Raw genomic sequence first — 19212 nt, 5'->3', positions numbered from 1 at the left:
TTGAGCAGGTGCTAACATGAAACGGCATTTTGATATTCGGAATGCCGTTTTTTTTCGCCTCATGTTTACTCACAAGGATTTGTCATGACCGCGTATTGGGTTGCCTAGGGCGTCGGCGTTTTAGCGTTTCTGGTCGGGATTACCACCTTCATCAACCGTGATGAACGGCGCTTCAAGTTACAACTGGCAGCCTACAGCGCCATCATCGGTGTTCACTTCTTCTTAATGGGCGGAAGCCCGGCGGGCATGAGCGCGGAAATTAACGCCATCCGAACCGTGATTTCTCTGCGTACCCGAAGCCTGTGGGTGATGGGGATTTTTATCGCGCTGACGCTGGGATTGGGCCTGTCGAAATTCAATCACGCCATGGAACTGCTGCCGATTTTCGGCACCGTTGCCAGTACCTGGGCGCTATTTCGCTGCAAAGGGCTGACCACACGCTGCGTGATGTGGTGTTCCACCGCATGCTGGGTGGCACATAACTTCTGGCTGGGATCGATTGGCGGAACGTTAATCGAAGGGAGTTTTCTGGTGATGAACGGCCTGAATATTATTCGCTTCTGGCGGATGCAAAGGCGGGGCATTGACCCGTTTAAGGTCGAAAAAGAGGTTCAACAACAAGAGGGATAACTCCCCGCCTCGAAGGGCAGGGAGCTTTGAGCATTAACCGCGTAACGGATTATTGTCTGCCAGACGTGCATCTTCGGCCTGGCAAGCCGCAGCTGTAAACAGCACGTCGGTAGAGGAGTTCAGTGCGGTTTCGCAAGAATCCTGCAACACGCCGATGATAAAGCCGACTGCGACGACCTGCATGGCAATTTCATTCGGAATACCGAACATGCCACATGCCAGTGGGATAAGCAGCAAAGATCCCCCCGCCACACCAGACGCCCCGCAAGCACACAGTGACGCCACCACGCTAAGCAGCAGCGCGGTTGGTAAATCAACTGGCACACCCAGCGTATTCACCGCCGCCAGCGTCAGCACGGTAATGGTGATCGCCGCGCCAGCCATGTTGATGGTTGCGCCCAGTGGGATTGAAACGGAATAAGTATCGCGATCCAGATTCAGCTTCTCGCACAGCGCCATGTTCACCGGAATGTTGGCCGCAGAACTACGGGTAAAGAAGGCGGTTACGCCACTTTCACGCAGGCAGGCGAACACCAGCGGGTACGGGTTGCGACGAATCTTGATGAACACCAGCAGCGGGTTGATGACAAGCGCCACACCGAACATACAACCAACCAGCACCAGCAGCAGTTGCGCATAGCTCCACAGCGTTTCAAAGCCAGTCGTCGCAAGTGTTGATGCCACCAGACCGAAGATACCGATAGGGGCGAAGCGAATCACGACACGAACGATGAACGTCACCGCATCAGAAACATCGTTAATCAGGTTTTTAGTGCTTTCATTCCCGTGACGCAGAGCAAAGCCCAGGCCCACAGCCCACACCAGAATGCCGATGTAGTTGGCTTTCAGCAATGCATCAATGGGGTTAGAAACCATGCTCAGCAACAGGCCGCGCAGAACTTCCACAATGCCTGATGGTGGCGTGATATCGGTAGCGCCGGTCACCAGATGCAAGGTAGAAGGGAACACGAAACTCACGACCACAGCAGTTAACGCGGCGGTGAATGTTCCCAGAAGATAGAGCACCAGAATCGGACGGATGCTTGTTTTCTGACCGTGCTTATGATTGGCGATAGACGCCATCACCAGCATCAGAACCAGCACCGGTGCGACAGCTTTCAGTGCCCCAACGAATAATGTCCCGAGCAGACCGACAGCGATTGCTGCCGGTTTCGAAATTGCCGCTAGTGCGATACCCAGCACCAGTCCGATCAGAATTTGTTTGACCAGACTGCCCTGTGCCAGGCGTTTAAGAATACCCGGAGATTGTGTAGCCATGAATAACCTTCCTGTGTTGTATGTCGTCCCATCCTGTGTCTGTACTCTGAGGTACTTTTCTGACCGGATGTAAAGAAATGTGTTTGCCTGGTCGAGTATAAGGAAATGTCGCAGGGTAGTAAGTAGTAATCACTGATTATTTCGGTACAGGCTAGGTTTTATAACTAAATATTAACAAATATGTGACATTAGCAACACTTCATGCAGTTGGCGCTATAAAAAGAAAAACCCCGCCATAGACGGGGTTTGAAGGGTTTCGTAGGTCGGATAAGCGATAGCGCCATCCGACAAAAATCTTACTTCGCGAGCTTTTTCTGATCGTTACGGTAGTTCACGATAGCGTTAAGAATCAGAGTGAACGCCAGAATACCGCCCACCACGCCAAGCGAAATTGCGATTGGGATGTGGTAGAAATCGACAATCATCATCTTCACGCCGATAAACACCAGGATCACCGACAGACCGTACTTCAGCATGGAGAAGCGCTCAGCCACGCCTGCCAGCAGGAAGTACATAGCACGCAAGCCGAGGATGGCAAACAGGTTCGACGTCAGCACGATGAACGGGTCGGTCGTTACCGCGAAGATCGCTGGAATACTGTCGACCGCGAAAATCACGTCGCTCAACTCAACCAGAATCAGCACCAGCAGCAGCGGCGTTGCGAACAAAATACCGTTCTTACGAATAAAGAAGTGCTCGCCTTCAATTTTATCCGTCATGCGCAGGTGGCTACGAATCCAACGTACCAGCGGTTTATCGCCAATCCCGCCTTCATCTTCCTTCGCCAGCGCCATTTTGATACCGGTGAACAGCAAGAATGCGCCGAACACGTACAGCAGCCATTCGAACTGGGAAATCAGCCAACTGCCCGCGAATATCATAATGGTACGCAGCACAATCGCGCCCAGCACGCCGTAGACAAGCACGCGGCGCTGCAATGCAGCAGGAACAGCAAAGTAGCTGAACAGCATCAGCCAGACGAAGACGTTATCCACCGCCAGCGCTTTTTCAATCAGATAACCGGTAAGGAAGGCGAGAGCTTGCGTATCCGCCACTTCACGGCCAGATGTCCCGGTGAGATACCACCAGAAGGCTGCGTTAAACAGCAGCGAAAGCGAAACCCAGACCAGGGACCACGCTGCCGCCTGCTTCATGGACATGGTGTGCGAGCCTTTACGCCCCTGTAAAAAGAGGTCGATAGCCAGCATGATGACGACCACGACGGCAAAACCGCCCCACAGTAATGGAGTGCCGACACTATTCATAAAAATTATTCCTATAAAAACAAAAACGGCCAACGTCGGAAGACGCCAGCCGCTAATGCTTGCAACAGGGATCTCGCCTTCCGGCAAGGTCTCACTTACAACACGGAATGGTTTTTTGTATAAAAAGCCATTCGTATTGCTCGGTAACCGGGTGCTTTCACACCGTAATGACGATTAACCGACAATGAAGTTACTCCCCTTTGCGGGTAACAAAATATTACGAATGCTACAATCCGTCAACATGCTGATACCCGGCTTTTACATACCTTTACGCCGGTTGCTGAGTAGAGACATCATCCGCCGGGAATTTCACGCCCGTTTGCTTGCGGATCTCCGTACTCAGTAATGCTGTGGAGCGTGAGGTGATCAACCCTGGATGGTTAACTTCGTTGTCATTCACCAGACGAGCAAAGACTTCGGCTTCATACAGCATAGTATTGATATGCTGAGGCTGCGTCAGATCCTGCGGCTTGCCGCCGCGCGGAATAAAGGTAATACGCTGGCATTCAGAAATCTTCTCGATAACTAACGAACCAGCTTCCCCCTGAATCTCGCTTGGAATAGTGGAATCGCTCACTTTTGAGTGCAGCAGATTCACATCAAAATCACCGTAATTCATCTGCACCGAACCGTGGGCATCGACACCGCTTTCCAGCAGACTGGCCGTTGCGCGCACCGAATACGGCTCGCCCCACAACGCCACCGCCGAGGCCAGCGTGTAAAAACCGATATCCATAATCGAGCCGTTCGAGAACGCTGGATTAAAGGTATTTGGATTCTCACCATCGAGATAACGCTGATAGCGCGAAGAGTACTGGCAATAGTTGAGCAGCACTTTGCGGATCTTGCCCACTTTGGGTAATGCCTGTTGCAGGGCGATAAAGTTCGGCAGGCTCGCGGTTTTAAACGCTTCGAACAGCACAACTTGGTTTTCACGCGCGCAGGCAATCGCCGCTTCCACTTCCTGCAAATTAGACGCCAGCGGCTTCTCACAGATCACATGCTTTTTATGACTTAAAAACAGCAGCGTTTGCGGGGAGTGCAGAGAGTTTGGGCTGGCGATGTATACCGCATCAATCGCGTCGCTCTGCGCCATCGCTTCCAGATTGGTAAAAAGATGTTCCACTGGATAGTCACTAGCAAAACTTTGCGCTTGTTCCAGCGAGCGGGAGTAGACCGCGGTGAGTTTATATTTGCCACTTTCGTGGGCAGCATCGACGAACTGACGGGTGATCCAGTTAGTTCCAATAACAGCGAGGCGTATCATAAACGGGTGCTATCTCCGAAGGCGGGGTGTGTTTGAAAGACTATCACGATGTATTGGGAAAACCAGTGTTGGGCTAGCGTTTTCTGAGAAGTGCATTCAGCCACATCTCGTCACGTTCAGGGCGCTTGTCCAGCGTCGTCCACATTGTTTCAATGGCAATTTGCGGCGCGGCTTCCAGTAAACGTTCCAGACTGCTTTCATTCATATCCGTAAAGCGACGCCCGTCTTTTTCACGTTCGCTATCGCCATACTTGAACGACACGTACCAGATGCCATCGGGTTTCAACGCATCCGCCAGTTTCTGCATAACACTGGGCAAATCTTGAGCCGGAACGTGGAGCAGAGATGCACAGCACCAGATGCCGTCAAATCGTTGCTGCACACTGACATCGGCGAACGTCATTTGCTGCACAGATAAACCTGTGTGCTGCATTGCCAAAGCCACCATTTTAGACGAGGCATCGAACGCTTCAACCTGGTAACCCATTTCCTGAAAAGCTTTTGCATCACGACCGGAACCACAACCTGCATCCAGCACTTTTGCGCCCGGCGGTAAATGGCGGGTAAATGATTCATACAGCGAACTCATATCGACATTTACCGTGCCATCGAAAAACGCCTGCGCATTGTGTTGGTAATAATTGTTCTGAAAATCATTGTGAGCCATCAGAGTGTTGCCTCGCCTTCTGCTTTCGGTTCCCAGGTATGGAACAGCCTGTTGTTTTTGGCAGCCTGCCAGTTCTGCGCAAGAAAGTCTTTGCGCTGCGCGGATTGTTTGCCCGTCTGATTCACAATAGTTTCATGCAGTGGCAATTTGCTTTGAATAAAATATTCATTGCGAGCGTGAAGCCTTTGCAGCAATTCACGGCTCGGCAAACGTGATGATTTACCCGCAATGCCACGATTACAGCATTTGCACGCCAGCACTAAATTCCACACGCCATTGATATTGTTGACCTCACCACGCGCCGCCCAGGGAATAAAGTGGTCAACATCAGCCAGTTCTTCATCGCCCGGAGTCAGGCTGATGGGCTTGAAACAATAAAAGCAGCGCCCTTTCTGGTAGCCATTCAGGCTATCCCGACAACTGGTGATATCCACGCGTCGCGCATTCACTCGACTAAACAGAAGCTGGTTGTCTTCATCGAACTCAACCGCCACAAGGTTACGGGAAACGCCCATCGCCCAGGCCTGCTCAACCAGATTCCAGCGGGCAGTCGTTTCAAACGTCAGGTTCTGATATTGCTGCCGCTCGCCCAACAAATAGAAGTTATCCGTCAGCCGAATCCCTTTGTGAGTTTTGCGCTCATCGAGGAAAAAACGTTTCTCAATTTCGCCCGCATTCACATTGTGGAAAGCATCAATCACATTGTTAAAACCGAGACGCACCGTCGTTTCCGTCAGTTTGTCCTGATTGATTTCGCCGTTATTAAACTGCACGCAGGCTTCCAGATACTGACTGCCACGCGATGTAATTTGTTTTGGTGCATGCAAAAGATGTTCACAAAGATGGCGACTGAACGGAACGGCCAGATCCTCCAGAGTGACGAGATCGCCGCCCGACTTATCCACCTCGTACAAAGCATGTGCGAGAGCAAATTTGTAAGATGCGACATTTCTTCCAAAAAGGATCACACCGCGCCAGTAATTCTCAAGCGTAGGGTCAGCCTCATAAAAGTTCATTCACGATTTCCCTGTTACGGTTTGGCAGAGCAGAAGGGGATGCGAGTTAGTGAAACCCGTAACGGGATCACATAACAAATGAAAGGTGATGTAAACCGGGGAACGATAGATTTAGTGAATTTGTGAGCGGTAAAGGCTGTGCAGAGCAGTAGAAAGGGTAAGGAATTGAAGATGCGCTGATTTTTTCAGCACTTAGCACGTAAACGATAGAATGGGGCTTGCAAGGTGAAGCACGACAGGTATAATCCCCAACGTTTTCCGCATACCTCTTCGTGCCGAAGTGGCGAAATCGGTAGACGCAGTTGATTCAAAATCAACCGTTGAAAGACGTGCCGGTTCGAGTCCGGCCTTCGGCACCAAATATGCAAAATTAGACGTCAATAGACGTCTTTTTTTATGCCTGAAATCCGCGCTGTACAAGGCTTTACGCGCTTTTCCTCTCAACTGAAGTAAATCCCAATTCCCCCACATCAATCTGCTTGTGAGTATACTAATGAGTATATCTGCCGATTCGATATTGCTTGTATACTCACGATAGTTCTATGGAAGGATGACCATTATGGCCCTGACAGACACTAAAGTACGTTCTGCAAAACCCACGGAAAAAGAGTATTCGCTCGTTGATGGCGACGGCATGTTTTTGCTGGTAAAACCTAACGGCTCAAAGTACTGGCGCTTCCGCTTCCGTTTTGGCGGAAAACAACATTTGTTGGCATTTGGTATCTATCCTGAAATTTCGCTGGCCGATGCCAGGCAGAAAAGGGAAGAAGCCAGAAAGCTGGTCGCAGCCGGTATTGATCCTCGTGAACACAAGCGAGCCGAAAAGGAAGAGCAGGCGAAAGCGGTATTTACGTTTGAAGTCGTCGCCAGAGAGTGGCACGCCACCAACAAAACGTGGTCGGAAGATCACGCTAACCGTGTGCTGAAAAGCCTGGAAGACAATCTTTTCCCGGCTATCGGTGCACGGAAGATTACCGAACTTGGCACCCGTGATTTGTTAGCGCCGATTAAGGTCGTAGAATTGTCCGGACGTCTGGAAGTGGCGTCACGCCTCCAACAACGCACCACGGCAATTATGCGTTACGCGGTGCAAAGCGGATTAGTTGATTACAACCCTGCGCAAGAGATGGCAGGCGCTGTCGCTTCTGCTAACCGAAAACACCGTCCGGCGCTGGAATTAAAACGTATTCCAGAGCTGCTGCACAAAATAGATGGCTATACCGGCAGACCGCTGACTCGTTGGGCAACAGAGTTAACCCTACTGATCTTTATTCGTTCCAGCGAGCTGCGTTTTGCCCGTTGGTCGGAGATCGATTTTGAAACGTCGATGTGGACGATCCCGTCAGAGCGAGATCCGATAGACGGTGTTAAACACTCGCATCGGGGATCAAAGATGCATACTCCGCACCTGGTGCCACTGTCTAAGCAGGCGCTGATGATCCTGAAGCAGATAAAGCATTTCTGCGGTGAGCATGATCTGATTTTCATTGGCGATCACAATCGGCGTAAACCAATGAGCGAAAACACGGTCAATAGCGCGTTGCGGGTGATGGGCTACGATACGAAAGTAGACGTCTGCGGCCACGGTTTCCGTACCATGGCCTGTAGCTCGCTGATTGAATCAGGGCTGTGGTCAAGGGATGCCGTCGAACGCCAGATGAGCCATATGGAACGTAACTCCGTTCGTGCGGCGTATATCCACAAAGCCGAGCATCTGGACGAACGCAAGCTAATGCTGCAATGGTGGGCTGACTTCCTGGATGCAAACCGTGAAAAAGGTATTAGCCCGTTTGATTATGCGAAGGTTAATACACCCGTGAAGTAATCATTAAAATTAATGCGGCATAATGGGAGTGTCCTCCGCTGCCTTATCTCCTTCATTTTGTCGCTTTTTATAGCCGACTACTGATGATGTACTAAATGTAGTAACAAACGGGGGGCAGAAACTTTCGCGGGCAAGGTCGAAGAGATATTTTTCAAAGAGAGCTTTCTTTTCTGGTTGGACAAGCATATAGGGAATGGATTTATTCTTTCCGCTGGGAGAGGGAAGCATGACAATTGCACTTCGGTGATCCTTCGTATCTTTTTCAGTATGACTCAGGCGATTGGGAATGGGCTGGTATCCACCAATATCTCCCCTTACAAAATCATCGGGGCGATATGTTCCATGTTTTGAAATAGGTATGCTTGCGCCCTGACAAATTTCTTGCCATAACATGCCGATATCTTCAACGAAGTGTTGAGTAGGCGTATCGTTAAGATAAATGTTTAAATGAATTCCCACGCAACCATTTTCTGTGCGTGTGAATTTATTGAATAGTGCCATCCAGAAATGCCCTTTGATGTTATCTTTTATCTTACTAGCGTTAAGTTTTTTCATTAGCTTAGTGGTACTTTTGGTGATTAAATCGAACTGCTCATAATAAGGTTTGTTATAGTCTATTGTGTTTAATGCCAGATATATTCTGAAACTGACGATTTTTTCTTTGCGGTTACTTTTTTTGATCATCCGAAAATGTTCAAGTAACGCGTCAAATGATATCTGTTTTTTTCGCAATGCTTGCTTGATGATCATTGCATTGTAAATGACTTCAGCATATTCAAATGGATTTTGTGATGAGCCTTTATTTATTAAGAAATTATTAAGATCGGCAAGAGTATCAAAAGAGGTAAGTATGGCCCGCTTTGCTGTTTTATTCCCTCGTGCAATTCTATCGATACTCGCAGGAGTGATAATTTTGTAACGTAGTGCTGAACGATCGATTTTTCTATCTGATGGATCAGACTGCCCACTTATAATAGTAGAAGTTTTTTTGAGAAAATCATCTAGCCCTGAGCGCGGTTGGACGTCGGTTTTTTCTGGGGAGGATTGGCAATTATCAACAGAGGATTGCTCTGTTTTATTGGGTATCACTATCCCATCTTTGCCAAAGGTATGTCCGTCTCGGAGGGTGAAGTCGTATGACACAATGGCGTAATGTTCCTGCGCAACTTTTAACTCACCAAGCAACTTCTCCCAACTACCAGTGAACTGGATATTAGCCGCACCTGCGAACAGTAATGTAAAATCATTGTTGGTATTTTGTTTCTTTTTGGTTTTGCTTACATTTTGCTTTTCGTTTTTCATCACTATCCCTGTCTGATTTAAATAGGTATTTCTTTGTCATTATAGCTATCTGATACTGTGAATTATGATACTCAAATCACATGATTTTTTATTACTAAATAGATGGCATTATATTATAAATTTTTGGAATTAAATTTTTCAGACTTAGCGTAGTCAAGACCTCAGAGGTGTTATATCTATTCGTAAATGCTGTTTTTTTAAATTCCATTTGAGTTGTTCTCTTCCGAGCGCCAATGGCCGTAACAGCATGCACTGGTGTTCAGGTGATTGAAGCTGTATCGCGGGTCTGTTATCTGTTTTTTCTAACATAGCCGGAGGATGCTAATGAGAGCATATTTGTAACATTTCTAACCGCTCTCCATACCCTTTTTCCAATGGAGAATCTCCCCATGAATACCGATCTACTCAACGACCAGCTCGTCGATATGAAGTTCCTCAAAGCATTTATCGGCACCAGCGACAAGTTCATCTACAAGCTGATTAGAGATGGCAAATTCCCTAAGCAGATTAAGATTGGCTCCGCGTCGCGCTGGCTGAAAAGCGAAATCGAAGCCTGGTTGCTGGCGCGTATCGCGGCTTCCCGTAGCGTCGCTGACGCCGCTTAACCCCTCTCAAGTCATTCCCTTCCTTGTTTTCAATTCAAACCCGGCCTCGGGCGGCTTAGTGCTGCCTGCGGCTGGGCTTCTCGCTGTGTTTTTTTACGTAACTGCCTCCCGGTATGTAACGCGCTGCCGGACACAGAACTTCAATCTTTCACTGCCTGGCGGCGTTTTCTTTAATTCGATTTAAGGAGATAGCCGGTATGCTTAGCCACTTTAACCACAACTTGTTTGCTGCACAGATTCAGAATGGCGAAGATGTCCTTGAACAGGCTGATTTCGCTGCGTTATGTGAGACCGATGCACAAGGCCTGATAACGGAAACGCCTCAGGAAACCCGGCTGATGGAAGAGGTCGCATCCCTTATCTGCCAGACGGATAACGATACACGCGGAGTTGTTCACCTGCGTTCACTGACAGAGCACGCGATGTTGGTGTTGACGCTAAGAGGTCTCGACGCTTACCGAACAGAATGCCACGAACCGCTCTTACAGTGCTTTCAACGTCACGCGGCTATTCTGGTCCCGGACGGAATTTCATCGTCACATCGGCTATACAGCCAGCCCGTTGAATGCGCGACGGCCGATGAACAACACGACGTGTTACTGGAAATCTGGGCACTGACAAATACCCGACTGGAATGGCGACGAGACGCTTTACGCCAGAACCCGCAATATCTCTGGTGGCGTGACCGTACCTGTGATCTGCTGGTGCAAATAAATGCGTATGGACATGCATTACCGGATGGCATTGCTTATTTACTGGCGAATGAAGCCCGCGCAATAGTGAATGAGAACCTGGCTATCGATGGAATCAAACCATCCCCTAACGAATGGTTGCGCTATTCCATATGGTGGGCGACGAACCTTGAAAAGCTAATGCTGAATGTCATTGTGGCAGCATTGGATGAATGGAATAACCTGATTGAAGATGGCGAGAGCTACGCCGGATTCTGATTCAAACTGAACCTGCATTGTCTGATGACGATGCGGGTTTTTTATTTATTTTTGTTAATCAGGTGCGAGTGGGTATTACCGGCTGGCTTGCCATAAAATTCGATTAAAGGCTTGTTAATGTTATTAGCAGTGTTTCTTTTGTCATGTTTGACCACTACCATCAGACAATATCATCCGGCATCAATTAATAATAATATGCAAACAATATAGACCTCGAAGTATATCACAGTAACGAGTTCTGAAATTATACGATGACAACGAGAAGAGGGAGCAATATCCCCGATTAAACGATCTGTATCGCATCGTGCTGCGTTTTTTTAGTTTTATAGGGTGAATGTATTTATCTCGCGTGTATGTCGCTCAAAATGGAACTGACACGTTCCAAATTACCACAGCAGAATAGCCGGAATATCAGTGGGAAAAACAATGTCGATGGTGTTCTTCAACTCACCCATATTCCACCAGTGATAATTGCTTATAGCGATCTTCTCGTTTTCACTCCATCCGCTGGCGGTAATTTCCAGCCCATTTACCTGCGTAGATGTAGTAACGATCAGCCGCAGTAAAAAATTACCGCACTCACCCATGACATGTAACCATCCGCAATCTGGAGCAAAACATGTCATACGCCACCGACCCACACCTTCTGGCGCTTCTCCGTTCACATTCTGATGACCTGCAAAAAACGTATTCCCGACTCAAACCGTTTCGTATGGATTTCTTCTTCCAACGGGACACGGCGCTGGACCATCAACGGCGCAGTGACTGGCTTAGCTGCGAGATGCACCGCCTGGCTGAGTACGCTCTGCATGAGCTGGATGGCATCGTCGGTTATGCCTGGGTACAGGAATTTACTCCCCGCCACGGTATTCACTACCACGCGGTGTTTTACCTCAATGCGCAACACTACCGGATGCCAGGCAAATTTATCGATGCGCTGACAGACTGGTGGCGTTGTTTCACGAATGGTGATGGCTGGTTCTACGACGGTTCAAAACGCCAGTCTTACCACACCTTCGATGGGCAACGGGTGCTGCATTACGACGATAAAACTCAGCAAGCGCAGTTACAGCGTGCACTTGGCTATCTGGCGAAGAAAGAGCAGAAAGATTACCGCAACTACTGCTTTGGTCTTAGCGATGTACCCGCGCCAAATGGTCGTGGCCGTCCACGTAAGCAATGAGCTGGGGGAGTTTCCTGTGCGTATAAGAAAAGCCTTTATGGCCTTAAATGCAGAAGGTCATGTCGTCAGGGCGTCAGATGTGGCCTCTGATTCAATATCATTATTTACCTGTCACCACTGTGATTGTCCGATGCGTTTTCATCGTGCTTCTGGTGGAGTGCAGGCCTGGTTTGAGCATGACACGCCAGTACTTACCCAAACGCAGTTGCAGAAGTGTGCTTATTTCGATGGTCTTTCACTGACGGAGCACAAACAGCTCGAGTTGCAGAGCCGGGTACAGAAACTACAGCCAGTAGAAGTCGTCCGTCATTGGCACTGTATTGAATGTGACCATGACTACTCGGGTAAAAAATGCTGCCCGAAGTGCGGTCATGGGATTTACAGTAGAGAAGCGCAGGATATTGCATGAGCGATGGGGCGCACAGCCCCATCGATGTTACCGAAGGTAAAGTGCAATAAACAAAATGCTGCCGATAAACAGAATGGCGATACCCATCATCAGCGACCAGACAATAATAAAGCGCTTCGGGTGCTTGATCAGTAGCCAGAGCATTCCGAAGATGATCAACAACGCAGGGATTGCAGGCATAACGTTCCGGTCTATGGCGTATAACTGAAGGTTTCTGCCTCTTTCGAGTCAGTCTCGTTTTTAATCACGCCATTATTGGGATCAGGCTGAGCCAACGGCGTATCGAAATAGCCCTGACATTCCTGCTGGGAAATCAGTTTCGATCCTTTGTAGACCGTCAGGCCATCCCAGACATCCCCTTTGGCATCAAGGGATATCACCACGTAGCTATAGTCACCTTTAGCGAAGCGGTAGTACGTCGTGGAATTTCCACTTGCACCCTGAAAGTAACCATACGCAGTGGCCGGAAGACGCAGATCGACGGTACCGGCTTTGTTGGTATGGATGTAATCCACGCCGATACCGTGAAAATCTACGGCAACGGCGCTGCCATTTTTGAGCTTGCAGGATGAGACGGTTGCTTGGGCAAGACCCATATTGAGTAGCAAAGAAGAAACCGCGAGGGTGATTAATGTTAATTTTTTCATAAGTTTAGTTCCTTTTAGTGCCCTAAGTTAATTTGATAGGAATCGGCTTGGCTGATAACGGTGTAACCACGCATTCAGGTATGAACGGGTAATGATAATTTTTGAGGGGTAATGATGGCAGCGAGGGCACCCGATAGTAAGAATACAATCGCCAGTGCCAGGCACTATTTTTTTCCAGTTGCATGCGGGGCAACTGTATACCAGGTATTTTTGCTCACTGATGCACATCCGCTAATACCATCCTGAAAAAATGAAAAGCCAGAGCATGAATGCTGTGCCGAACACGGGAAATGAAAACCAGGCGACGACATAGCACCAGCTCGGTAGTTTGCCTCGTGTCAATGCGATGAATCCGCCAAAAATCAGCAGAAACAAGATGATCATCGGCATCGGATTTATTCCGCAGAAGTGGATTCAATAAAAGTATCTCGGGCAACGTTTCCGATAGTGTTGCAGGCAAAACCATCAAATGCGCCGCCAATAACACCACCTAAAACAGGAACCATCTTTCCTATGTTGACCACGCCTTTAGCACCGAATTTAGTCAGTAGCCTGAACCCTACCGCTTTGTTGATAGCTTTAATCATCTCCCCAGGTATTTTTCTGATAGCAACCATCGCCAGTTTCTCGCCAGCCTGGACACCTGCTTTTTTGAGCACTTCGTTAGTCGCGCTGCCACACAGACAGAGGAAAACCAAGCTTTTCACCCGATCATCGTACAGATCATGTCCGCCCATGTGAGCGATTGCGGCGATCATACGGATCTGGATATACAGCACGCTGGTAATGTTGGCGGGCAGGGTGACAGGCATAACCAGAAGGCCGCCTAACCCAGTGGCAAATCCGGCGGCACCAGCTTTAGTGTTCTGCCATCGTATGAGAGAGTTCACATTATCGACAAGTTCTCCTTCCTGCTTCAGATAGTCCTGCGCCATTTCCCGCGCATTGTCGAGGCCTGGTATGTTGCTGTTGACTGCTTTATCGTAAGACCACTCCAGCGCCTGTTGGATTGCTTCGGTAGTCAGCGGATTTTTCATATTTATTTCCCTGTAAAAAGTTAATTAATTGTTTTCACTCTGATTGCTGCGCGGCATTAGAGCCAGATCGCTATGGCGTATCGCACACGCCCAGAACGGTTTTGAGTTCCTCTTCTAACTGCTGCTGCCATTCCACCGGCTCAACAATGCGCAGATGCGGCAGCCAGAAGCGGATCACTGGGAACAGCTGTTTTTGATGAGAGATTTGTGTGGTCAGCAGTAAAGATCCATCCGCACGGGATTCAATGATCTCCTGGTCTGGTAACTGTTCCTGATGGCGAAAATAATCAGCGACTTCGGAAGCAACGTTGACCATAACCGTGGTGCGCTCAGGGCTGCACCAGGGCGTTTTTTGCTGATGCAAAATGGCGCTTATGACGGGATCGGGGGTAAATGTTTTATCCATTAACTCCGCCCATTTAATGCCGCTGAGCCTGAACATTTTTATCTGTTGTTGCTTTGCTGCCGCCAGATACCAGACACCATCGAAATAAAACAGGCTGTAAGGTTCAATCTTACGTAAGGTGTTTTTGTAGCTGAACTGGCAATAGCGACGTTCCTGGATAGCTTTTTCCAGCAGGGCAAAGTGGTGTTGTAAATCCACCTGTACGTCTGCTTCGCTGGTGGAAGTGGTCACAACGATATGCTTTTCATCGATACGAGCAGGAAGCTTTTGCCAGAAATCGGCGCGTCCTACCGGCAGGAACTTACTGACGTCGGCAAAATCAGCAAAAGAACGTAACAGGCCAGACTGCTTAATCAGGTCTGCTGCGGGTGTTCGAACGTAGGTTTCGCCTTCCTGTAACTGGATCAGCTCCATATCACGAAGTGCGGCCAGATAGCGGTAAATAGTGCGTTCGTGGACAGCAAACTCGTCAACCAGTTGTGAGCGTGTTACAGCATTATTCCGGAACAACATCATCATGATGCCCAAAAGGCGGGTGGCATCTTTAGACACTTTCGCCATTACAGTAATCCTTCTGCAAAGTGTTGAACGCCGACAGCGTAGCAACGACCAATGACACATCTTGTCAGTGGCCTATTGTGCAATGTCATTATTTTCATGTGGTAGTTCGCTCCACGGGTACACCCGCCCGGTAGTGTCCATCACTTCAGCCTGACCAGAATTCCGGTGTAGATACTCATTCAGCGACTCGGTTACTTCACCTTTGCGCGTAATGCCCATCCACAGCTCCGCCAGCCGGTTATTGTTGACCGTAGACCAGAGGGTATTCATGTCGCCGACCGTCATGTTTTGCATCGCCAGCTGTGGGCTGAACCAGAGAAACATCGGCACCTGTAATGCCTCGCGGGGTGGGCGTGTTCCGGCATGGTGATACACGACAGCCTTACCAGGTTCGCGCATCAGGGCGTGGTCAGAGAAATACAGCAGCGAGGAACGGGAACCCTGCAACTCACTGAACAACTGGTCCATTAATGAATCGGTGAAGCGTACCGAGTTGTCATAGCAGTCATCGGCTGGGTTGCTGCCGGTAAAAACGGCAGCGTTTACCGGATAGCGGTCACAGGCATTTTCGTGACTGCCATATAAGTGCAGAACGATGAGTTTCTTACCGGGTTGTTGCAGGGCGTGGCGGAACAGTGGCAGCAGGGCATCGTCGTAGCCCGAATTCACCCACTGGCTGTGATGTGCGCCAGAAGCGATAGCCGTAATGACGTTGTTGTGCGCACCACCGCTGCCCTGGCGGCTGAACCAGTACGTAGTGAAACCGGCCTGATTTGCCACATTGATAATGTTGTCGCTGTAGTGGCTGATGTCGTGGTTTTCCGGTGTGTCAGCGGTGAGCGCCAGCGGCACGGCGGTAATCGTGACCGGCGTACCACTGATGGCCTGAGTAAACAGCAGCAGGTTTTTGCGTTGCGCCTCCAGTGCCGGTGTGGTTTCACGTTCGTAGCCGTAAATGCTCATATTTACGGTGCGCTCAGACTCACCGATAACCAGCACGTAGTTATCAATCCCCGTGTCGCTTACCACAAGCTGATAGCGCGGGGCATTTTTGGTCACAGAGGCAATAAGCTGCTTATCTTTCAGCGCCTGCAAAAACACGCTGGTATTACTGAGCGGCGTAGAGGTCAGCACCCGTTGCACCGGGCTTTGCAGATTATTGCGACGCCACTGGTGGAGGGCTGCCTGCACGCTGTAGCCTGCCAGCAAAAGAATCAGGGCAATCACGGGCCAGCGGCGAAAACGTCGGGGCAGGGTGGGCGTGAACGATACGCTCAGCAATAGCAGCGCCAGTACTCCGATAAACAGCAGCACATAGCGCCAATAAAGTTCCAGCATCGTAAACGCTTCAGTCGCGCTGGTTTCCAGCACGCTTTGCGCGAAACCGTAACTGAACGCCGAGTGGAAACTGAACCAGGCCCATAGCGTCAGTGTTAAATCCAGCGCAACAAAAGACAGCACAATTAATGAAACCAGACGGCACCAGCCCGTATGGCGTATCTGCGCGAGTGTCAGCATCAGCAGCGAAAATACCAGAACCCGGTGAAAGACCTGATGAACGGGAGCAATCAGAATATTGATTGCTGCTACCAACGCTGCGGCAAAAATAAAGCCCAACCACGTATAAAGGCGTGGTGTAACAACAGCATCGGTTTGGATTTGAGACATAGTTCACCCTGCCCGTATCGCAGGGCATTGATTAAAAGGATGTGTTATTAGCGTTTCAGGTAACGGTTGCCGTTACCGTAAAAAGAGCTGGTGGAGGGAGTGCCGGTGCAACATAACGTCCCTTTATCGGGAAGGGGTATTCAATGAGGGGCGATCATACTGCCAGTCGTTGAAAGGTTTGGTGAAAAGAATCGATCGGTTCGATCGATAAACCTTATCAATAACAAGGATTATTTATCGATGGGAGGCGATCTTTTGATTGAAGGGCTGAAAAACATGGATGTCATTGGCCTGTCAGTAGTTCAGGTTAGTACGTATAAAAGTGCTGTCCGATAGAAAACCATAAATGACATAGATGAAATGGCGCATTTAATGATCATGCTGAGGTCGCTTTCTATGTAATAACGCCTTGATTGCACAGTATGTTGCGAGCATCATCGCAAATATATGTACATGGACTCTCTGATCTGATGACCCTCGATAAGACTTTAAAGCAGGCGATAGCGAACATCACTATCTGGCGCAAAGGCGAACAACGTGCGCCGCATAAGCCTTTATTGCTGTTGTATGTTCTATCGCATTACCGACGGGGCCACGGTCGTCTGTTTAATTATAGTGCTGAAATTCATGAACCACTGTTAGACCTCCTGGAACGCTACGGGCCACAGCGCCGAGAGCAGCGTCCGGATATGCCATTCTGGCGGCTGAAGGGCGATGGTTTCTGGGAACTACAAAACGCAGAGTTATGTTCAACTACTGGAAGTCGCCAGCCTCCCCGGCGCGAGCTCACCGAACATAACGTTGCTGGTGGATTTGATGCCGACAATTTTTCTCTGCTGGTTAAAAACCGAAAGCTAATCGACTCGCTGGCACATCAGATCCTAGAAACCCATTTCCCAACAAGCATTCAGGATGATATTGCCGATGAGATGGGATTCGATATTCAGCATTCACTCAGACAGCGTGATCCACAGTTCCGCCAGATGGTGCTCCGTGCTTATAACTACCAGTGCGCAATCTGCGGATTCAATATGCGGCACGACAATGCGCCGATAGCCCTTGAAGCTGCCCATATCAGATGGAAACAACACCACGGTCCATGCGAAGTGCCTAATGGCATCGCGCTGTGCGCGATTCACCATAAAGCCTTCGATCGCGGTTCAATTGGCCTGGATGAAAATATGTGCGTGGTAGTTTCTGACGCGGTGAATGGGGGCGGGGTGGTACAGCGCCTGTTCTGGGATTTTGCCGGGAGAGAAATCGCGTTGCCGCAGGTTAAGGACAACTACCCTGGTGACGGGTTTGTTGAATGGCATCGGCGAGAGGTGTTTAGGGGCGCATTGAAGATTTAACTCAAGGGCAATGACTGCTCGCCCTTGAGTCCTGTAGCTCTTAACGCGATCGTTGTTGTATTGATGCGAAGAACATATCCCAAAGGTGTCCTGCCATCCCTTCGTTTGTGAGTAACGAATCTCTTGAATTACTGTAGCCAAATCCCATCATTGGACGAAAACCAAGAGTTTGCCCATTATCTGCAACACTCAGGCTTTCATTGCAGCTGTTGTGAGTCACGCCGTTTTGGCTATAACAGATATCTCCGAATCCCATATGACTACTCCCGCGCCAAATGCCGCACTGACCAACTTTGCTGCCGTTGGCATAAACAGCACAAGTGAAGGAGTCTGCATCACGTTGATGAAAATCAGCCTCTAACCCAGCATGACGCTTTTTGAGTTCGTCCAATGAGTTTTCAAAATAACGAGCTATATACTCAAAACCCTTACGACGGGCGAGATCTTTATCGAGGTCGGTAAAGCTCTTTGGCAGAGACAAGTTGCTGGACCGTGGAGTAAGAATGGTATCAGTTGCCTGTAACATTGGATGTGCTGGAACCGAAGAACGATGTTGCGAACTCTGCTGCGGCTTTTTCGCTTCCATATTGGCAATGGCGCGAGAGACGGCATCGACGACTTGAACGTAGCCTTCATCATGGCTGGCAAATCTGGTGATAGGCTTTCCGTCGATTGTCGCCGCCATAATGCTGCCGAACGGTAACTGCTGCCAGGCACAATCTCTTAAGATCACAGGAATGACCACCACCTCGCCCCGGTGATGACGCTCAAGCGCATTGGTCATCTCAACCTCATAACAGTAATCAGAATTAATGAAATCACTGCTGATCAGTAGCAATATGATATCTGCTTGCGAAAAGTACAGATCGATCTGATGTTCAAACTCTTGTCCTGGAACGATACGGCGATCGTGCCAAGTGGTGATCTTCCCGGTTCGCTTAAGGGGAGAGAGATGCTTCTCAAGCTCATTGCGTAACGCTTCATCTGCATGGGAATAGGAAAAGACGAGAGTGGTCATAGGGCGTAAGAGACTCCGGTAGAGAAACAATAAAATACCGTCATTTTGCGCCATAAGTGTAAAAGAGTAATCTCCTTTTGCCACAAGCTGTTCATCGAGAAATCAGCTCTTCGTCTTGGTATCACT

The 19212-nt window shown here is 49.1% G+C and carries 19 protein-coding genes, 1 tRNA gene and 1 pseudogene; 8 read left to right on the top strand and 13 right to left on the bottom strand.

Annotated features, from left to right (window positions below; genetic code table 11):
• The first annotated feature begins 84 nt into the window (after positions 1-84).
• Positions 85-630 (top strand): annotated as a pseudogene (locus GC128_RS08760) (YgjV family protein).
• Between the two features lie 33 nt (positions 631-663).
• Here GC128_RS08760 and sstT read toward each other — a convergent pair.
• From sstT to GC128_RS08735, 5 genes are all read right to left on the bottom strand, one after another.
• Positions 664-1908: a serine/threonine transporter SstT gene (sstT, locus tag GC128_RS08755; RefSeq protein WP_151993978.1), complete on the bottom strand. Its 1245-nt coding sequence runs from the start codon at positions 1906-1908 to the stop codon at positions 664-666.
• 296 nt (positions 1909-2204) lie between these two features.
• Complete coding sequence (locus tag GC128_RS08750) at positions 2205-3173, bottom strand: TerC family protein (protein ID WP_151993977.1); 969 nt, start codon at positions 3171-3173, stop codon at positions 2205-2207.
• A gap of 268 nt (positions 3174-3441) precedes the next feature.
• Entirely contained in the window at positions 3442-4440 is a 999-nt protein-coding gene (locus tag GC128_RS08745; protein WP_151993976.1) for a Gfo/Idh/MocA family protein, read from the bottom strand.
• A 73-nt stretch (positions 4441-4513) separates the two neighbouring features.
• Positions 4514-5107 carry a class I SAM-dependent methyltransferase gene (locus tag GC128_RS08740; protein WP_151993975.1) on the bottom strand — a complete coding sequence of 198 codons (594 nt, stop codon included), beginning with the start codon at positions 5105-5107 and terminating at the stop codon, positions 4514-4516.
• Positions 5107-6123: an HNH endonuclease gene (locus GC128_RS08735; RefSeq protein ID WP_151993974.1), complete on the bottom strand. Its 1017-nt coding sequence runs from the start codon at positions 6121-6123 to the stop codon at positions 5107-5109. The genes GC128_RS08740 and GC128_RS08735 overlap by 1 nt, the downstream gene beginning before the upstream one ends.
• 274 nt (positions 6124-6397) lie before the next feature.
• Here GC128_RS08735 and GC128_RS08730 point away from each other — a divergent pair.
• Positions 6398-6482, top strand: a tRNA-Leu gene (locus tag GC128_RS08730).
• A gap of 200 nt (positions 6483-6682) precedes the next feature.
• Positions 6683-7948, top strand: a complete 1266-nt coding sequence (locus tag GC128_RS08725; protein ID WP_151993973.1) for a tyrosine-type recombinase/integrase — start codon at positions 6683-6685, stop codon at positions 7946-7948.
• 9 nt (positions 7949-7957) lie between these two features.
• Here GC128_RS08725 and GC128_RS08720 read toward each other — a convergent pair whose 3' ends face one another.
• The gene (locus tag GC128_RS08720) at positions 7958-9250 is read right to left on the bottom strand and encodes a hypothetical protein (RefSeq protein WP_151993972.1); all 1293 of its coding nucleotides are present in this window, start codon (positions 9248-9250) and stop codon (positions 7958-7960) included.
• A 389-nt stretch (positions 9251-9639) separates the two neighbouring features.
• Between GC128_RS08720 and GC128_RS08715 the strand changes: the two genes are divergently transcribed.
• Both GC128_RS08715 and GC128_RS08710 read left to right on the top strand, forming a co-directional pair.
• Positions 9640-9855: a helix-turn-helix transcriptional regulator gene (locus tag GC128_RS08715; protein ID WP_151993971.1), complete on the top strand. Its 216-nt coding sequence runs from the start codon at positions 9640-9642 to the stop codon at positions 9853-9855.
• A gap of 197 nt (positions 9856-10052) precedes the next feature.
• Positions 10053-10805 (top strand): hypothetical protein, encoded by a 753-nt coding sequence (locus tag GC128_RS08710; RefSeq protein ID WP_151993970.1) that lies wholly within the window; start codon positions 10053-10055, stop codon positions 10803-10805.
• Between the two features lie 386 nt (positions 10806-11191).
• Here GC128_RS08710 and GC128_RS08705 read toward each other — a convergent pair whose 3' ends face one another.
• The gene (locus GC128_RS08705; RefSeq protein WP_151993969.1) at positions 11192-11431 is read right to left on the bottom strand and encodes an NUDIX hydrolase; all 240 of its coding nucleotides are present in this window, start codon (positions 11429-11431) and stop codon (positions 11192-11194) included.
• Between GC128_RS08705 and GC128_RS08700 the strand changes: the two genes are divergently transcribed.
• Both GC128_RS08700 and GC128_RS08695 read left to right on the top strand, forming a co-directional pair.
• Positions 11425-11988, top strand: coding sequence for a YagK/YfjJ domain-containing protein (locus GC128_RS08700; RefSeq protein ID WP_151993968.1), 564 nt, complete (start codon positions 11425-11427; stop codon positions 11986-11988). The genes GC128_RS08705 and GC128_RS08700 overlap by 7 nt on opposite strands.
• Complete coding sequence (locus tag GC128_RS08695; protein ID WP_325063688.1) at positions 11945-12397, top strand: putative zinc ribbon protein; 453 nt, start codon at positions 11945-11947, stop codon at positions 12395-12397. Before GC128_RS08700 ends, GC128_RS08695 begins: the two co-directional genes overlap by 44 nt.
• A gap of 27 nt (positions 12398-12424) precedes the next feature.
• On the opposite strand, the gene GC128_RS22975 is transcribed toward GC128_RS08695, so the two are convergent.
• The 5 genes from GC128_RS22975 to GC128_RS08675 form a co-directional block, all read right to left on the bottom strand.
• Complete coding sequence (locus GC128_RS22975; RefSeq protein ID WP_193216235.1) at positions 12425-12577, bottom strand: hypothetical protein; 153 nt, start codon at positions 12575-12577, stop codon at positions 12425-12427.
• 11 nt (positions 12578-12588) lie between these two features.
• On the bottom strand, positions 12589-13044 hold the full coding sequence (locus tag GC128_RS08690) for a hypothetical protein (protein ID WP_151993966.1): 456 nt from the start codon (positions 13042-13044) through the stop codon (positions 12589-12591).
• 395 nt (positions 13045-13439) lie between these two features.
• The gene (locus GC128_RS08685) at positions 13440-14081 is read right to left on the bottom strand and encodes an EcsC family protein (RefSeq protein ID WP_151993965.1); all 642 of its coding nucleotides are present in this window, start codon (positions 14079-14081) and stop codon (positions 13440-13442) included.
• A gap of 70 nt (positions 14082-14151) precedes the next feature.
• Positions 14152-15048 carry a helix-turn-helix transcriptional regulator gene (locus GC128_RS08680; RefSeq protein WP_193216234.1) on the bottom strand — a complete coding sequence of 299 codons (897 nt, stop codon included), beginning with the start codon at positions 15046-15048 and terminating at the stop codon, positions 14152-14154.
• Between the two features lie 72 nt (positions 15049-15120).
• Positions 15121-16716, bottom strand: coding sequence for a phosphoethanolamine transferase (locus GC128_RS08675; RefSeq protein WP_151993963.1), 1596 nt, complete (start codon positions 16714-16716; stop codon positions 15121-15123).
• Positions 16717-17186: 470 nt separating this feature from the next.
• On the opposite strand from GC128_RS08675, the gene GC128_RS08670 reads away from it, so the two are divergent.
• Complete coding sequence (locus GC128_RS08670) at positions 17187-18068, top strand: phosphorothioated DNA-binding restriction endonuclease (RefSeq protein ID WP_151993962.1); 882 nt, start codon at positions 17187-17189, stop codon at positions 18066-18068.
• A 40-nt stretch (positions 18069-18108) separates the two neighbouring features.
• Here GC128_RS08670 and GC128_RS08665 read toward each other — a convergent pair whose 3' ends face one another.
• Positions 18109-19086, bottom strand: coding sequence for a toll/interleukin-1 receptor domain-containing protein (locus GC128_RS08665; RefSeq protein ID WP_151994250.1), 978 nt, complete (start codon positions 19084-19086; stop codon positions 18109-18111).
• Positions 19087-19212 lie beyond the last annotated feature (126 nt).

The sequence above is a fragment of the Buttiauxella massiliensis genome (assembly GCF_902500225.1).
GTDB classification, from domain to species: domain Bacteria; phylum Pseudomonadota; class Gammaproteobacteria; order Enterobacterales; family Enterobacteriaceae; genus Buttiauxella; species Buttiauxella massiliensis.
The sequence above is the reverse complement of the archived record's forward strand: the minus strand, read 5'-3'. Positions and strand labels throughout refer to the sequence as shown.

What these genes read in the sequence shown, in the direction of transcription:
- sstT (WP_151993978.1), bottom strand. Translation starts at nt 1,908, where the DNA reads ATGGCTACACAATCTCCGGGTATTCTTAAACGCCTGGCACAGGGCAGT.
- GC128_RS08750 (WP_151993977.1), bottom strand. Translation starts at nt 3,173, where the DNA reads ATGAATAGTGTCGGCACTCCATTACTGTGGGGCGGTTTTGCCGTCGTG.
- GC128_RS08745 (WP_151993976.1), bottom strand. Translation starts at nt 4,440, where the DNA reads ATGATACGCCTCGCTGTTATTGGAACTAACTGGATCACCCGTCAGTTC.
- GC128_RS08740 (WP_151993975.1), bottom strand. Translation starts at nt 5,107, where the DNA reads ATGGCTCACAATGATTTTCAGAACAATTATTACCAACACAATGCGCAG.
- GC128_RS08735 (WP_151993974.1), bottom strand. Translation starts at nt 6,123, where the DNA reads ATGAACTTTTATGAGGCTGACCCTACGCTTGAGAATTACTGGCGCGGT.
- GC128_RS08725 (WP_151993973.1), top strand. Translation starts at nt 6,683, where the DNA reads ATGGCCCTGACAGACACTAAAGTACGTTCTGCAAAACCCACGGAAAAA.
- GC128_RS08720 (WP_151993972.1), bottom strand. Translation starts at nt 9,250, where the DNA reads ATGAAAAACGAAAAGCAAAATGTAAGCAAAACCAAAAAGAAACAAAAT.
- GC128_RS08715 (WP_151993971.1), top strand. Translation starts at nt 9,640, where the DNA reads ATGAATACCGATCTACTCAACGACCAGCTCGTCGATATGAAGTTCCTC.
- GC128_RS08710 (WP_151993970.1), top strand. Translation starts at nt 10,053, where the DNA reads ATGCTTAGCCACTTTAACCACAACTTGTTTGCTGCACAGATTCAGAAT.
- GC128_RS08700 (WP_151993968.1), top strand. Translation starts at nt 11,425, where the DNA reads ATGTCATACGCCACCGACCCACACCTTCTGGCGCTTCTCCGTTCACAT.
- GC128_RS08705 (WP_151993969.1), bottom strand. Translation starts at nt 11,431, where the DNA reads ATGACATGTTTTGCTCCAGATTGCGGATGGTTACATGTCATGGGTGAG.
- GC128_RS08695 (WP_325063688.1), top strand. Translation starts at nt 11,945, where the DNA reads ATGTACCCGCGCCAAATGGTCGTGGCCGTCCACGTAAGCAATGAGCTG.
- GC128_RS22975 (WP_193216235.1), bottom strand. Translation starts at nt 12,577, where the DNA reads ATGCCTGCAATCCCTGCGTTGTTGATCATCTTCGGAATGCTCTGGCTA.
- GC128_RS08690 (WP_151993966.1), bottom strand. Translation starts at nt 13,044, where the DNA reads ATGAAAAAATTAACATTAATCACCCTCGCGGTTTCTTCTTTGCTACTC.
- GC128_RS08685 (WP_151993965.1), bottom strand. Translation starts at nt 14,081, where the DNA reads ATGAAAAATCCGCTGACTACCGAAGCAATCCAACAGGCGCTGGAGTGG.
- GC128_RS08680 (WP_193216234.1), bottom strand. Translation starts at nt 15,048, where the DNA reads ATGGCGAAAGTGTCTAAAGATGCCACCCGCCTTTTGGGCATCATGATG.
- GC128_RS08675 (WP_151993963.1), bottom strand. Translation starts at nt 16,716, where the DNA reads ATGTCTCAAATCCAAACCGATGCTGTTGTTACACCACGCCTTTATACG.
- GC128_RS08670 (WP_151993962.1), top strand. Translation starts at nt 17,187, where the DNA reads ATGACCCTCGATAAGACTTTAAAGCAGGCGATAGCGAACATCACTATC.
- GC128_RS08665 (WP_151994250.1), bottom strand. Translation starts at nt 19,086, where the DNA reads ATGACCACTCTCGTCTTTTCCTATTCCCATGCAGATGAAGCGTTACGC.